Origin of the sequence: Leadbetterella byssophila DSM 17132 (assembly GCF_000166395.1) — a bacterium.
Lineage (GTDB): Bacteria > Bacteroidota > Bacteroidia > Cytophagales > Spirosomataceae > Leadbetterella > Leadbetterella byssophila.
The window spans coordinates 2580432-2595134 of record NC_014655.1; the positions used below are offsets into that span (position 1 = coordinate 2580432).

Sequence of the window (14703 nt, forward strand, 5' to 3'; positions counted from 1 at the left end):
AAATCATTTATGTATGTCAGAATTCCCACCATGCCCTAATTGTAAGTCAGAATACGTTTATCCTTCTGATGATTTGTTGATTTGTCCGGAGTGTTTTCACGAGTGGAATCCGGCAGATGAAGATGACGGAACCTTAAAGGTTCTGGATAGCAATGGAAACCTACTTCAGGATGGAGACTCCGTGGTTATCATAAAGGACCTTCCGGTGAAGGGCGCTCCAAAGCCCATAAAGGCCGGCACCAAAGTAAAGAACATCCGTTTGACGGAGGGAGATCATAATATCGACTGCAAGGTAGAGGGATTCGGAGCCATGGCTCTGAAATCAGAGTTCGTAAGAAAAGCATAATTTCCTTGTTTAATTCAGGAATTTTTCTTATATTTCCTTAATATTTAAGCCTTTGTGAGAAAAATGCCATGCAAACTAGACCCACTGAAGCCAAGGATCGCATTCCTTTCTTAGATGCTTTACGGGGCTTTGCCTTACTAGGGGTTTTAGTCGCCAATATGTATAGCCACGGAGGATATTTTTTTTATACTCCTTTAAGCACCATTCCTAAGGTACCTTTCGACCAACCTTTAGAATGGTGCTTACATTTTTTAGTGGATGGCAAGTTTTATTCTCTCTTTTCCCTCCTGTTCGGTATAGGCTTTGCTTTACAGCTAGAAAGAAAAGGTCAGGACATTTCTTCCTTTTTCCTCAAGCGATTAAGTATTCTCTTTCTGTTTGGTATTCTGCATGCGCTGTTTCTCTTTGTAGGTGATATTCTTATGGTCTATGCTTTTACTGGCGTATTCCTTCTTTTCTTTAAGAAAGATCATCTCAAATGGGCCATTTTCTTCTTGGCATTCCCTGTGGTAGAATATGCCATTTTCAACTTTACTCTGGAACTACCTCCTCCACCACCGAAAGAGCTAATCCAGAATGTTATAGAAACACAGAGGTACGGTAGTTTACATCAACTGATCTTAGATCACTGGGCAGGATTGACGGAAGATAGAATCCCTCATCTCCTCTTTACGGGGAGGTTCTTTAAGGTATTAGCCATGTTCCTCATGGGCGTATATGTGGCGCAGAAGGGATTGTTTAAACCGGGCAACAGAGAGGTTCTGAAAAGGTTATTCCGGATCTGCTTGCCCTTAGGATTGCTCCTGAACTTTGGAATGGCCATGCTGATGGAAACCGAGTATTACTATTCTTTGCATCCCTTAGGCATACTAGAATCTATACTCTATGTCATTGGAGTTCCTGTTTTGAGCCTGGCGTATGCATCAGGATTTTATTTGCTGCATCCCTCACCTCTTACGAAGGTGTTTATACCTGTGGGGCGTATGGCCTTGACGAATTACCTGACCCAGTCTTTGATCTGCAAGATCATCTTCACCCAAACGCATTCCTGGGCGGGAGTACCTTTAACCTATCTAGTTATACTTGGGTTATTGATTTTCCTTGTTCAAATTCTTTGGAGTCACCTTTGGTTCAAGTATTTCAAGTACGGTCCCATGGAATGGCTTTGGCGCAGACTCACCTACGGCAGATCATTTGCCTAACAAGGCATCCAATACCTTAGAGTCTACTTCAAATGCCGTACCGTGACGCATGCCCTGAGGAAACGAGACTTCCTCTGAGACGTCTTCCCACTTCTTCAAGTCTTTTGATCTCACTGCGCCGTATTTCTTATCTCTGTACTTGTCGAAATAAACATAATAATACTTTCCTACTTTCAAAGGAGCCGGGCCTTCCGCCCAATACTTTCCGGTGATAGGTTCAGAAACCTTTACAGGAAAGTCATAAGGCTTAGAATGTACTACTATCCGAATATTCTTCTCGGGAGGATTTGAATTCTCGTTCTTGATGAACATGTAAAACTTTCCTTTTGCCTTAAGAATAGCGGCATCTATCACTGAAAATCCGGGATCAAAAAACACCTGAGTAGGACTGAATGTTTTAAAATCTTTGGTACTAACATAATACATACGGTGATTCAAGCCTTTCTCACTTTCTGAAGTAGGCACTTCCGGAAAGGCGCCTGGAACCGTTGAAGCCCAAAATATATAGAATGTGTCTCCGTCATAGAATAACTCAGGTGCCCAAGTGTTCTTAGTGCCTTCAAAGCCTTCCATTACCGGAATGTTCTTTTGTTCTGACCATTCCATCAAATCTTTTGAAGAGGCATAGCCTATTCCCTGGTCCCACCAACCCGTAGTCCAAACCATGTGAAAAGTACCCTCCTTGTCCCTGACAATACTGGGATCTCTCAAAAGTTTATCTTTACCTATTTGAGGTTTTAAGAAGATCTTGTCATGGCCCAGCTCTTCCCATTTCTTTCCGTCTCTACTATAGGCAAGATGTAAACCATCCCCATTTCCCTTAAAATACGTAAACAAATATGCCTTCTGCCCGAAAGTCATCAATGGCAGCAATAAAAGAATATTCAATAGTTTTCTCATCTTACTAGTCGTACCGGACCTATTAATCCGGATTTTTCTATAGGCCAATGTGCATAGGTGGATTTTCTGTAATTCAGATCCACAAAATTGATTTCTTTGAACTTCCGCCAAGGTACTTGATTCTGATCTAAATCCCGAATTCTATTGGCAGGAAGATTCCGAACTTCCACTTCCAATTCATTTATTCCCTTGTTTAACTGCACCTCTATGTGGTAAGGGGCGGAGAATACTATACCTACTTCTTGACCATTCACTTTCACCCGGGCACTCTCTCTAACCTCACCTAGCTCCAATCTATACCTACCCATTTTTTCCATATCCATTTTCACCCGGTAAAGACCCGCTCCCATGTTCTTTTTCGCATGCTCAACAGGCAAGTCTGTCCAGGATCCCAGATGCTGAAATGTACCAGGTACCTGCGGACTACTCTCTGAGAATGCTAATTCCCACCCATCTTCAATGTTTTTTACATATCCCTGGGGCTTCCAATACTCCCAAAGAGCGCCTTTTATCTCCTCTTTTTCATATGTATATAGGAGGTAGGATTGTCCGGGTTCAAACTGCATATACACTTCGGTTTTACCCTGGTTTTTGCGCAATTTTGCTTTCCCCATTTTACCGGTTAAAGGATCATAGATAAGGGCTGATTTGGCCTGTACGGACAGCGGTAACCACCCCTCCTTTCCTTCTTTGCGAAGCATACTCATAAAATACAAATGTCCTTTGTCCTGCCTTTTCCGGATCATTTGTCCTCCCCAATCGCTCTTGAAGGCCTCTTTTAATGCCGAAAACTCCTCTAATACTTGCGCGCTAGGTTTACCCGACAAATAGATGACCTTTCCACCTTCATCCTTAATTCTATTCAAGTGCTCCAAGGTTTGTATAGGCAAGAAGTTGGAATCCGGGACAAATACGGCCTGATACCTGGCCCCTCCGGGAACTTGGATACGTCCATCTTTACCTACACTTAAACTCAGGTAATAATCACTGATGTAATCTAAGTCATAACCTGAACTTGAAATGTATTCTGCCCATGCACCAAATACCGGTAATCTTTCCCGCATACCGTGGATAGGAAAAGTGCTTAAAAATCTACTAGTATCTTGTGCCCATATGGCATGAATGGGAAAGTAGAGAAGAAAATCATTATCCGGATCTGAAGCTTGTAATGCACCCTGCACCCTGGAAACGTATCTAAAAAAAGCAGGCATATGCTCCCATAGATTATTCGTGGGAGACATATCAACAGAGGCGTAGAACTTCCAACCCGGCCATTCTTCAGAAGGGGGAGAATAGGTACTTCCATGAAAATACACTTGATTTATTCCTGTACAGAATAATTGATCTATCTCCGGTTTACATTGACTTAAGGAGGTTCTGAAATGCTCAGTTAACCAGGTAAAGGTTTCTGCTGAGGTAATCTTTTTACCGGTTAGATGAGCAGCTGAACTCGCAAATTTCAGGACGGTAGGATCACCATCATTCTTCTTCCGAACACTATCTCTTCTTAAATAAGGCAGTTCAAAATCTGTTATTCCAAAAGTCTCCGCTTCCGGCACGTCCACCGCTGCATATTGATCAATAAGGTTTGCCGGTGAGCCGTGTGCTTGATTCCTTGTTTTGGCACCTCTTTTATGTGCCCATTCCGTCCAGGTTTGGGTGAAGTTTTCCAACAATAATTCGCCCATCACCTCACGGTAATCTGTGATAATGTTGCGGTCGCCTGAAATAAACTCTCTTAAATGATCTTCGAGCTTATAACCCTTTTTCTCCAAAAATGCTCTCCTCAATCCCGGTGTCCAATCCGCCCCATACACCTCATAGGAGTCATTGAAGTAATAATAAGGCTGCTTATCCAGATGCTCAAACTTGCTTAGATACCGTAGCACGCTTTCCTTTTCAAATGGATTCAAAACATATCCTTCTCCTCCCGGTGCAGCTCTTTTGACTAGTTGGTAAGTAGGAACTCTATATAAGGCTACCAGTTCTCCATCCTTCTCCGGAAGAATAGAGAAAATCCCCCTTTGCCCTACCTTTTCCGTCAAATCTTCCACCTTGCCATCTGAAAAATAGCCCATAACACATTCCAATACCGCGTCTTTATCCCCTTGGGCATCAAACTTTTCAACAAAATCTTCCCCCTTTTTAACTACAAACCTTTGGAACATAACCTTACAAGCGGCATCTTTCAGGGTTACTTCCGGGCCTCCATAGGGCCAACCTGTACCGGCGTTCATATCTACCTGTATCCCTAATCTCTCTGCCCATTCATGGGTGTAATCATACATTCCTTTCCAACGTTCAGAAAGGTAGGAAATACCATCTCTTCCCTGCACACCATAAATGGGTGTGATTTCCACTCCCCCTAATCCCACTCTTTTAAACTCTTTCAAATGGTATTCCAGACCGGTGGAATCTACATCAGAACCCATCCACCACCATCTTACCCGAGGTTGAACCTCCGAAGGAAGAGTAGGTAGCACAGAGGTACAAGAGCTGAGCAACAAAGACAGAAAAATAAGTAGTCTCATGGCTGAAGGTTGCTATAGTAAAGCTTTAAGTTCTCTAAGCCTTTGCTTTGTATTTTCTTTGAACCTGAGGTAGTGAAACCGGATATAAATAGACCTTTCACATCATCCACCCACAAGGCAGGACGCGTATCTTCCTTTTCGTAACTTAAATCTATGTTAGATAAACGTACATCTTTTGCATGCCGGATAAAAAAGCCAGAAGCAGGTATGGTTCCGAACATCCAAGGTTCAGGATAGACCTTTTCCTGTTCCGGAGGGTTTTGATCAAAGGCTTCATATCCACCTTTGAAATGAATACGGATATTATCTAAATGAAGATCTTCTATGGCATGTCCAGGAATTCCACTGATGATACAAGAATATCTGGAATCAGCATTGTAAACATTGATATTACTGAGGGTAATCCTTGACATCTTACCCACTTCCTTTCCCTTAGGGCTCCGCATTCTAGCGCCTAATCTCAAGAAGATAGGGGCATTTACTATATCTCTCATGCTGATATTTTGGATCAAAATATCCTGTAGTTCTCCTCCGTCTACCGTTTCTAATGCTATTCCCCGGCATCGTTCAAAGACGCAATTGCTGATGGTAATGTTCTTGAATCCTCCACTTGATTCCGTACCTAATTTAATCCTTCCGGTCACATGTCCTTGGTCCGGCGCTTGGGGTTCATCTTTAGTAAAGGTCCCATCCATAACACTACCTCTATCAAAACCACTTACCATACAGTTAGTTATCGTCACATTTTCCGTATCTCTATAATACCCTAATGCAAAACTACTTTTCAGTACAATAGCATCATCCCAAGGGCTATTTACGGTGCAGTCAGAGATACGAACATTTCTACAGGCATCAATATCAAATCCGTCTCTATTCGTATCTACCTTCACATTTTGGATGACCAAATGATCCACACCTGTGGCTAGTAAAGCAAAATGACCACCGTTCACGATACTTATATCCCGAATGGTAACATTTCTACATAGCTTTAATGCTATAGCCTTGTTGCCTACTCCTGGAATCCTGCTCTCTTCCCTAGTCAAACCTCGACCGTCAATCTTTCCAAAACCTGTGATACTTACATTTTCCAGTCCTATGCCCCAGATCAAACTGTTCTTCCAATGACTATGACCAAAGTCTTGGTAGGCATTATGAGGATTAGGTTCTGCTGCATCGTACCCTTTATCTTTTTCCGGATAGGCCGCCAAAAGGATAGCTCCGGGGGCAAAGTCCAATTGAATATTACTTTTCAAACGTAGGGAGTACGACAAATAAGTACCTGCTGGAAAATAGACGGTTCCCCCTTCTATAGCGGCATCAATGGCTGATTGAATAGCCGGAGAATCCAGATGAAGGCCGTCACCTTTGGCACCAAAATCCTTTACATTAAAACTTTGGACATAAACACTTAAGATCAATAGCCACTTCATAGATCTTCCAAATGATAGTATAAATAATCCGCTTCCGGGGTTTGTCGGTACACACAGATATAGTACGTCTCACCCTTCTTCAAGGTACATTTTCCTGCTAAGAGAGGATATGCGGTTTTCTTCCCTGAATTCCATAGTTGGAGCGGTGTGTCTTGCTGTAAGGCATCAGCTAATCGAAGACTAGCCTCCAGAGGGAAGATGGCATGAAGAATTCTGAGGTTCATGCTTTCCCCATAATACATGGCCACTGAACTTCGCTCCATGCTGTAAATATTATCCTTAGCATTTTCCGGCTTCACTTCTGTGGCATTCAGATTACCTCCACCGAATGCCCAGTATAGTTCAGTTTCTTCGTCCACACGAATGCTAATCAGTATACCTTTAGTCTTCTTCAAAGGTTTTGTAGCTATGTTCAAATACTTAGGCGGACGATCAGGATTTATCCAAAAAGATTTGCTGTCCTTTTCAATTCCCAGTCTCAAACTGCCCGCCATTTCCGGATATTGAAAGACATATCGATCTTGAGCACAGAGTACAAAGGGGAACAATAAGAGTATAAAAAGTCCTCTCATCTCACTTGCTTTTAAGCTCCATAATGGCCATTCCTGCCTCCAGTACAAGGCCTAACCCGTGTTTCTCATTTTCTCCCACAGGTCTATTGTAATAGAAAGACAGGGCATCTGAAATGCCGGTACCCACACATACGTTTTTAAAGTGCCCTTCAGTGGTGATCTGATTCTTTTTCAGTGCCTCCCAGGCGCTAATAGCAATGGAGCTGTATTTAGGATCTAGCCACCCCTTTTTCACTCCTTTTGCTATGGCGTACGTATACATGGCCGTGACAGAGGATTCTTCGTAGGCATCTTCTTTGTCTAAGAGTTGCCTCCACATACCACTTCCTGCCTGATATCTGGATGCCCCCACGATTTGCTTATCTAACCATTGAATCAGCTTTGGTCTGTCCGAGTGATTCTCCGGCAAAACCTCCAATAACAGTATTATTGAAGTACAGATCCATCCGTTTGCCCTACCCCAAAAAGCTACCCCATTCCTTTTTAAATCAGCATAGTAACAATGGTAGAACACCTCTTTCTGTGGATCCCAAAGGTATTCAGTCATTTGCAAAACCTGTTTGACGGCAGCATCGAGGTAAATCTGTTCTTTACTCACTCTTCCCATTTGAGTAAGGAAAGAAACGCTCATGTACATATCATCTGCCCAAACGGTGAGGTTTCGTGGTGCAGTTCGAGCCAGGGTACCGTCTTCTAATCTGTCCTGATCGTACAGTATATGTTTGGCAGCTCTTTCTGCATATTTAAGGTATTCTTCCTTGGGTTCTTCTGCATACACACTGATAACTGCTGCTCCCATGGCACCGCAGTCGTCCAGCTCCTTAAAATTCCACCACTGTCCGTAAGGCCAGTGCCAGTGTCTTCTGTCGCCTTTGAAGGTAGACTGAAAATAAGGCCCGTTTTTGAAGCCTGACTCTACATGATTGTAAGCATACTCAGAATACTTCTTTTCTTTCAGAATCCTCCCTAATTTTAACATGCTCATGTCCAGAACGCCATTGCTATAATGCCATTCCATTAATGGGCTAGCAAATTTGAGATCTTCATTTACCCCGTTTAAGGAGGTATATACCTTTCCCGACTGAACACCTATGAACTGATCTACAGGTTGCTTCAAGATATTATCTGCAACTCTGCGTAAAACTTCTTCGTCTGACTGCGCAAAGAGAGGGCCAAAACAGAAAAGGAGTATCCACCACTTCATTTCAAAAACCGTTTATTCCATAAAAAATACTTGGGGAAGCGGTATGGAAACGGGAGAGTTATCTTCCTTCGTTTCCATAATATCCGCCATATAGGCCCACCATTTCTGGACTATTTCTGTAGTCCCTAAGTCTTGTGAGCCTTGATCTCCACTAACTTCCTGGTAGGCAAATAAGATATTGGTGTCCCTGTCCCAAAAGATGCTATAATTCCCTACCCCAGCTTCTTTCAACAACTGCCTTAATTCCGGCCAGATTTCATTGTGGCGTTTTTCGTATTCCGCCTCGCAACCGGGCTTAAGAAACATCTTAAATGCTTGTCTTTTCATTTTAAGTATTTTTGAATGTCAGTACCTTTTAAAGCCCTTAAACCTTCTGTTACGGCTTCTGCATTCAATATAGCACCTTCTTTATTGGTATGTGCCGCATCAAAGAAGAGAGATTTACCTCTGGTTTCACCTAAAGCTTCGGTCTTCTTAGCGGCTATGTCATTCAAATCCACGAAAGGCACCTTTTCCTGCTCTGCCACTTGCCTGGCCCATAGCGCATAGGTCTCTGACATTCTCTCCATCTTGCCGTCTTTCCAGACGTTTCTAGGAGTTGGAGAAAGCACTATAGGGTTCGCGCCTTTGGCTTTGGCCTGACGGATGTAAGTTCTTAGATAATGACCAAAGGTATAGACTTTTTCCTCTCCTCCTGTACCGGCCATGACCACGGATTCAACCTCTTCGCCTATTCCTCTCAAAGAAGCTCTTGCCCGTCCCGTATTCAAAGGTCCCCCGTCATTATGACCGAACTGTATCAAGAGATAATCTCCCTTTTTGATCTCATTATATACCTTTTCCCATAAACCTTCAGTGATAAAGGTCCTGCTGCTTCTACCCCCTAGAGCATGATTCTCCACGGTGGCAGTTTTCACAAATTGATCAAAGAAGCTTCCCCAGCCCCACTGTCCGTTATCGCCCTCACCTGTACCATTTTTTACGGTAGAATCACCAATTAGAAAGACTACCGGTTGGTTTCCCTTTCTACTGCTTCCTGCAGGTACATCTCCTTTTCTGGAGCTTACGCTAAAGATGGGAGACGGGTAGGTTTGTTCTTCCTTGTAGAACTGAACGGCGGAATCATTAAGGCGTGGATGAAATTGTTTCAGCAAACGAATCATTTCTGCACCTGCAGAGATTACCGGTCCGTAACCGTGTGCTGCGTATACATTCACCGGTCTATAATAGTAGAAAGCAGGGTCAAAGCCCATACCTGTACCTACACAGGTTCCTTCTACTTGTCCTTGGGCATTGATTTTAGTGGATACGGCACTCCATCCGTGATAAGCCACGGGCCCGAAAGCGATAGGGTCTAACCAACCCTGATTCACTCCTTTGGCTATACAATAAGTATAAATGGCAGTTGCTGAGGTCTCTAAGTAAGAATCATTTCTGTCCAGAAGCTGATGCCAGAACCCTTCTTTTGATTGCAATTTTGAAAGCCCCTTTACATGTGCTTTGAATTGTTGGAGCAGCCATGGTCTATCCGGATGAGATAGAGGCAAAACATCTAGTACTTCCGCCATAGTAAGCAGTGCCCAACCGTTAGCTCTTCCCCAGAAGAAAGCTGGATGTTGATCAGAAGATTCCACCCATCCGTGCATGTATAATCCCTTTTCAGGCACAAACATGCGCTGGGTAAATTGTTTGATCTGACGAGTAGCCTCATTGAAATACTTCATATCTCCTGTTAATCTACCCATCTGAGCTATGGCCGGAACAGCCATATACATATCATCTAACCACAGTGTGTTCAGTTGGGGACGTTTTCTAGCAAAGGTCCCATCAGCAAGGCGATACTCTTTGTACATGATATAATTCATGTAGTTGTCTATCACGCTTCTTAGATCGAAGTTAGGCTTGTTTTGTTCAAACTTGATCATAGCGGCGCACATGGCGCCTGCGTCATCCAGGGCATGGGGCTTAAGCATTTGTCGCATCTGCGGATCTATCACCCCATACTGGTCGAGTTGCTTGATAAAATGTGGCTTTGCCTCTGCTAGGAATTTGAACCTATCTTGTACATACTTAAAATATTTTTCATCCCCTGTAGCTTTTGCTGCTTCAAGCATTCCGGAATATGTAACCCCCCACTCATAGCTGGCTAAACGAAAAGAACCTTGCTGTAGACGAGTATTTTCGTCCATCTTGCTTAGATCTTTCAATTCTTTTCCTGTTTTTCCATCAATCACCTTTGCAGGAGTGGATGCATCCAGGAAATGGAATACTCTATCTAAATCTTCCTTGATTTTCTCGGTAGTCAAGGCTCCGTAAGGTGTCTCATATTGAGACTGTAATAAGTGAAGTGGTGTAGTAAAATCATTCACTTGCCCAAAGGCACTCCCGCAACTCAACAATGCAGCAACTAAAAAATTCTTTATTCTCATCTTAATTCAGGGTTACATAGACATAGTCCTTAAAAATTTGTCCTCTAAACTTCAGGCTCAGCTCTACCTTAGTTCTTTTGCCTACCTTCACATCTTTAGAAGTGATCTTCCTTGTGCGTTCTTTACCGCCTATTGACCATTGGTATTCCTCAGCGTACACACCGGCGTCTAACAAAATCTCTTTCCCTTTCAGCTCTTTCTCCGGAAAAATATTCTCGAGATCTGTACCGAAGTAGAATCCGGGTTGGGTAGGTTGATTATACGCCACATTTTGAGTAGCTACGCTTATCCTATACACCGGATCGTCTAAGAAGGTGTGAAATCTATATTTTGTGGTAAAAGGGGTTAGATATAATCTCAAGCTCTTATTGTCTGCGGAGCGCAGTAGAACCTCCTCTCTCCAGTCGCCCAAAAGATCTGCCTGAAGTGCGGGAGTTGCTTTGGTTCCGTTATTGGAAGCTGCGCCCTCTGCTTCAAAAAGGAGATCTATGGATTCTGTGTGAGGGTTATATTTTGTGATTCTATTTTTGTCCAAAAGTTCCCTGGACAAGTCTCCGTCCCACCATACGGCCATGTTCACGGAAAGCACCTCAGCTAAGGAGTCTGTAGGAGTGGCTTGAACCTTTACCTTATCTGTAGTTACTTCTCCTTTGATATTTCTAATTCCTCCGGAATCCCAGGACCACATCTCCATACCTCTATGGGTGGGATCAATGTCTGCAGCCATGGCTCTACCCACGTCAATGGGAGATTTTACCTGAAAGATGATTTCTCCTGTGGCCGCATCTCTAAATGTAGAGCCGTCCTTCTTATTTTCATGTACGTCCCATACCTGCAGACCTTTACGTGAGGGATCAAATACACTCAGATGCAAGGCGTCTCCATGTCCAAGACCGGTGGTATACAGACCCTTTCCGTCATCATCAATGGTGCAGGAACCGTAAATAATCTCGTCTTTCCCATCTCCGTCTACATCTCCTACCCTGAGGTTATGATTTCCCTGGCCTCTATAGCCCGTATTGCCCGGAGTATCTGAGTCAAAAACCCAGCGTTGTTCTAATTTGCCATTGACGAAATCAAAAGCCGCTAAGACGGTACGTGTATAATAGCCTCTACACATTACTACAGAAGGTTTTTTCCCATCCAGATATGCTACGGCGGCTAAAAAACGATCTACTCGGTTTCCGTAATTATCTCCCCATGGTTGCCAGTCGCCACGCAAAGGCACATAGTCGATGGTGTGTAAAGCCTCTCCCGTTTTACCGCTAAAAACGGTAAGAAATTCGGGCCCTTCTATGATATAACCGTTCGCATTTCTGTAATCCGCTTTGGCATCACCTATCACTTTCCCTTTTCCATCTATGGTGCCATCAGCTGTTTTGAGTACTAACTCAGCACTTCCGTCTTGGTCTAAATCATAGACCATGAATTGGGTATAATGGGCTCCTGCTCTAATGTTTTTGCCTAAATCAATTCTCCAAAGTAAGGTGCCATCTAGTTTATAGCAATCTATATAAACATGGCCGGTATACCCTTTATGGGAATTATCATGCGCATTAGAAGGATCCCATTTGAGAAAGATTTCATATTCTCCGTCCCCGTCCACATCCCCTACACTGGCATCATTAGGTGCATACGTATAGGATTCACCGGAAAGCGTTACTCCACCTTCCGGAACTTGTAAGGGAATGTTTAAATATCCTATTGGGGCGTCTGCCTTAAGAGTATAAGTACTCAGATTTTCCTTCTTCCCGGACAGTCTAAGACTATATACTATATCTTGATGAGAAGACACTTTGTCTTCAAATGCGGTGGATTGAGTTAGCGGGGTCTTATTGACTTTTTGACCATTTCTATAGAGGTCAAACCCCACGTCTAAGGGATCTGTTTGTAAATACCTCCAGGAGATCATCACTTTATTTTCTCCTGTCTTGTAGGCCACAAAACCTCTCCCTAACTTTTCTATTCCTTTAAATTGATACGCCGTTTGAGCATGCACAGCAAGGCCCATTAAGCATAGAAATACTATTCTTTTCAACATACTACTTCGAAAATGAAGGGGGCCAAGGAGTTGACCCCCTAATTTGATTACCAACCCGGGTTTTGCATGGCTTGCTTTTCCTCGCTAGTCAGAGCTCTGCCTCCTTTTGTAATAGCATCCAGGAAGCTTTGAGGAATCGGACGTAAATAGTGTTTATTTGGGTTAAATGCTGCACCTGTGATCACTGAACCGTCATTGAAAGCCTTAAAGCGTTTCTCAAGCTGTTTGGTTCTGGCTAAATCAGGCCAACGAATCAATTCTCCCATCAATTCTCTCGAACGTTCATTCATGATGAAGACTAAGAATTTCTCTTCATCAGAGTTAGCACCCAGTACATCATAGAATTCTTTGTTGGAATTAAAGATCTCCGCTACTGAGGTGAACACCATATTTGACTTAGTACTGGCGGTAGTTGGAGAGTTGATATTATTTGATTCGTAATACGTATTCTTTTCAGAGTAAGCCGCGAACGCGTTTCCGGAACCACTTCCCGCAGGATTGTTCTTATAGGCTTGACCTCCGTCTATGTGTTTTTGACGATCCTCCCCATTAGCATATCCTGCTCTTTCTCTCAGTTTGTTGATCAGAGGAAGTGCTTCAGCATATTTACCTTGTCTCCCTAAAGCTTCAGCTACCATCAGATAATCTTCAGCTGAGCGCGCCAATATTCCATCTCTGGTACCAAACTGATCCGCTACAGTGGTTCTAGAGCCATCTCTGAACTTGCTTAGCGCTACGAATCTACTCTTCGTAGCATAAGTACCATTATTACCATGCTCACCAATGTACTTCTTAGTCTCACCGTTAAAATACCTCACAAACATATGAGGTGCACGATAATTTAGGTTTTCAGGGGTATAACGGGTATCCCCCGCATCATTAACTATGTATCTGACTCCCTCTTCTCCTCCTTCAAATTTGAAGTCGTTAGCCGTTTTTCCTTCCGGAGCGTATTGCCCCCATCTAGGTGCTGCGCCCGGGTTATTGCAGATATATGAGGTGATGAAGCTTTTCCAGAACCTGGAATCATTCACACGGTCATATACATCTAGAGCATAGTCTGTGGTTCTTAATCTGGAGAATTCTCTGTCTCCCGAAATATCCCTCTTCAAACCAGCTAGGTTCTGGTAGATGGATGGATAATAAAGGTGGATCTGGTTACCATACCTACCCCTAGAAGGCACATCGTCTGAGAATTGTGCAGCAAGCACCACTTCACTCACTCTCTCGTTTGGACCATCCGGTGTAGTGAAGTTCCATAGATCTACAAAATCAGGAGCTAAAGGATGGGCAGCTATCACCTCATTACCATATTTTACTACGTTTTCAAGATCCTGAGCTTTAGTGGGCCCATTCCACTCGTTATACAGCTCGCTGGCACGGAAAAGAGAAGCCTTCGCTAAGAAATGTGCGGCAGCATATTTTGTTAATCTTCCCCTCTCTGAAACGGTGGTGGGAAGAAGATCATACGCCTTTTTAAAGTCATCAATGATCAATTGATACGTTTCTTGAATTGAATTTCTCTCAAAGTCAGTAGATGCTCCTACCACCGGCTCTGTCAATAGAGGTACACCGCCGAATTGCTGCACTAAACGGAAGTAGTTGAAAGCTCTCATAAAGTAGCCTTCCCCTAACCTGGTATTATAATTCGGCTCTCTTTCGCCGTAGTAAAGCGGAACGTTCTGAATCAATGTATTAGCAGAAGCTATTCCGGAATACATATTGTCCCAAAGCTCCGGCATACCTTGCCCTCTGGCAGGATCAAATGCAGAAGTATAACTGTTATACGGTTCCTGAGCACCATCATTACCCACTGCCATCTCATCTGTTCCATACTGCCACAAGGTATAAGCCCATTCATAGTTAAAATGGAACTCAAAGTTTCTATACATACCTACGGACAGTTTATCTAAACCGTCTTTTGTCTTAAAGGACTCCGTGCTGACAGAAGTAATGAGCTTCTCGTCTAAAAAGTCCGGCTTACAGGCACCCATTATTGCTGCCAGTGCCACACTAAGACCTATATATTTAATATTCTTCTTCATGAA

General features: G+C 43.2%; 11 protein-coding genes. 2 read left to right on the plus strand and 9 right to left on the minus strand.

Translation table 11 applies throughout. The features are described 5' to 3' along the window. The first annotated feature begins 13 nt into the window (after positions 1-13). Positions 14-346, plus strand: a complete 333-nt coding sequence (locus LBYS_RS11685) for a zinc ribbon domain-containing protein YjdM (RefSeq protein ID WP_013409064.1) — start codon at positions 14-16, stop codon at positions 344-346. Positions 347-414: 68 nt separating this feature from the next. After that, the gene (locus tag LBYS_RS11690) at positions 415-1548 is read left to right on the plus strand and encodes a DUF418 domain-containing protein (RefSeq protein WP_013409065.1); all 1134 of its coding nucleotides are present in this window, start codon (positions 415-417) and stop codon (positions 1546-1548) included. Here LBYS_RS11690 and LBYS_RS11695 read toward each other — a convergent pair. The 9 genes from LBYS_RS11695 to LBYS_RS11735 are packed head-to-tail and all read right to left on the minus strand — an operon-like array spanning position 1537 to position 14700. Then, positions 1537-2448, minus strand: coding sequence for a glycoside hydrolase family 43 protein (locus LBYS_RS11695; RefSeq protein ID WP_013409066.1), 912 nt, complete (start codon positions 2446-2448; stop codon positions 1537-1539). The two genes, LBYS_RS11690 and LBYS_RS11695, sit on opposite strands and share 12 nt — an antisense overlap. Beyond that, positions 2445-4979 (minus strand): glycosyl hydrolase, encoded by a 2535-nt coding sequence (locus LBYS_RS11700; RefSeq protein WP_013409067.1) that lies wholly within the window; start codon positions 4977-4979, stop codon positions 2445-2447. The genes LBYS_RS11695 and LBYS_RS11700 overlap by 4 nt, the downstream gene beginning before the upstream one ends. Further along, positions 4976-6409 (minus strand): rhamnogalacturonidase, encoded by a 1434-nt coding sequence (locus LBYS_RS11705; protein ID WP_013409068.1) that lies wholly within the window; start codon positions 6407-6409, stop codon positions 4976-4978. Before LBYS_RS11705 ends, LBYS_RS11700 begins: the two co-directional genes overlap by 4 nt. Further along, on the minus strand, positions 6406-6981 hold the full coding sequence (locus LBYS_RS11710; RefSeq protein ID WP_013409069.1) for a DUF4450 domain-containing protein: 576 nt from the start codon (positions 6979-6981) through the stop codon (positions 6406-6408). Before LBYS_RS11710 ends, LBYS_RS11705 begins: the two co-directional genes overlap by 4 nt. A 1-nt stretch (position 6982) precedes the next feature. Next, positions 6983-8185 carry a glycoside hydrolase family 88/105 protein gene (locus LBYS_RS11715; RefSeq protein ID WP_013409070.1) on the minus strand — a complete coding sequence of 401 codons (1203 nt, stop codon included), beginning with the start codon at positions 8183-8185 and terminating at the stop codon, positions 6983-6985. Positions 8186-8197: 12 nt separating this feature from the next. Then, positions 8198-8512 (minus strand): L-rhamnose mutarotase, encoded by a 315-nt coding sequence (gene rhaM, locus LBYS_RS11720; protein WP_013409071.1) that lies wholly within the window; start codon positions 8510-8512, stop codon positions 8198-8200. Next, positions 8509-10614, minus strand: a complete 2106-nt coding sequence (locus LBYS_RS11725; protein WP_013409072.1) for a glycoside hydrolase family 88 protein — start codon at positions 10612-10614, stop codon at positions 8509-8511. The genes rhaM and LBYS_RS11725 overlap by 4 nt, the downstream gene beginning before the upstream one ends. 1 nt (position 10615) lies before the next feature. After that, positions 10616-12655 carry a rhamnogalacturonan lyase gene (locus tag LBYS_RS11730; protein ID WP_041823656.1) on the minus strand — a complete coding sequence of 680 codons (2040 nt, stop codon included), beginning with the start codon at positions 12653-12655 and terminating at the stop codon, positions 10616-10618. 47 nt (positions 12656-12702) lie between these two features. Then, positions 12703-14700, minus strand: a complete 1998-nt coding sequence (locus LBYS_RS11735) for a RagB/SusD family nutrient uptake outer membrane protein (RefSeq protein ID WP_013409074.1) — start codon at positions 14698-14700, stop codon at positions 12703-12705. Between the last annotated feature and the right edge of the window lie 3 nt (positions 14701-14703).

Excerpts from the sequence above, each read along its gene's own strand:
- LBYS_RS11685 (WP_013409064.1), top strand. The coding sequence starts at position 14 with ATGTCAGAATTCCCACCATGCCCTAATTGTAAGTCAGAATACGTTTAT.
- LBYS_RS11690 (WP_013409065.1), top strand. The coding sequence starts at position 415 with ATGCAAACTAGACCCACTGAAGCCAAGGATCGCATTCCTTTCTTAGAT.
- LBYS_RS11695 (WP_013409066.1), bottom strand. The coding sequence starts at position 2,448 with ATGAGAAAACTATTGAATATTCTTTTATTGCTGCCATTGATGACTTTC.
- LBYS_RS11700 (WP_013409067.1), bottom strand. The coding sequence starts at position 4,979 with ATGAGACTACTTATTTTTCTGTCTTTGTTGCTCAGCTCTTGTACCTCT.
- LBYS_RS11705 (WP_013409068.1), bottom strand. The coding sequence starts at position 6,409 with ATGAAGTGGCTATTGATCTTAAGTGTTTATGTCCAAAGTTTTAATGTA.
- LBYS_RS11710 (WP_013409069.1), bottom strand. The coding sequence starts at position 6,981 with ATGAGAGGACTTTTTATACTCTTATTGTTCCCCTTTGTACTCTGTGCT.
- LBYS_RS11715 (WP_013409070.1), bottom strand. The coding sequence starts at position 8,185 with ATGAAGTGGTGGATACTCCTTTTCTGTTTTGGCCCTCTCTTTGCGCAG.
- rhaM (WP_013409071.1), bottom strand. The coding sequence starts at position 8,512 with ATGAAAAGACAAGCATTTAAGATGTTTCTTAAGCCCGGTTGCGAGGCG.
- LBYS_RS11725 (WP_013409072.1), bottom strand. The coding sequence starts at position 10,614 with ATGAGAATAAAGAATTTTTTAGTTGCTGCATTGTTGAGTTGCGGGAGT.
- LBYS_RS11730 (WP_041823656.1), bottom strand. The coding sequence starts at position 12,655 with ATGTTGAAAAGAATAGTATTTCTATGCTTAATGGGCCTTGCTGTGCAT.
- LBYS_RS11735 (WP_013409074.1), bottom strand. The coding sequence starts at position 14,700 with ATGAAGAAGAATATTAAATATATAGGTCTTAGTGTGGCACTGGCAGCA.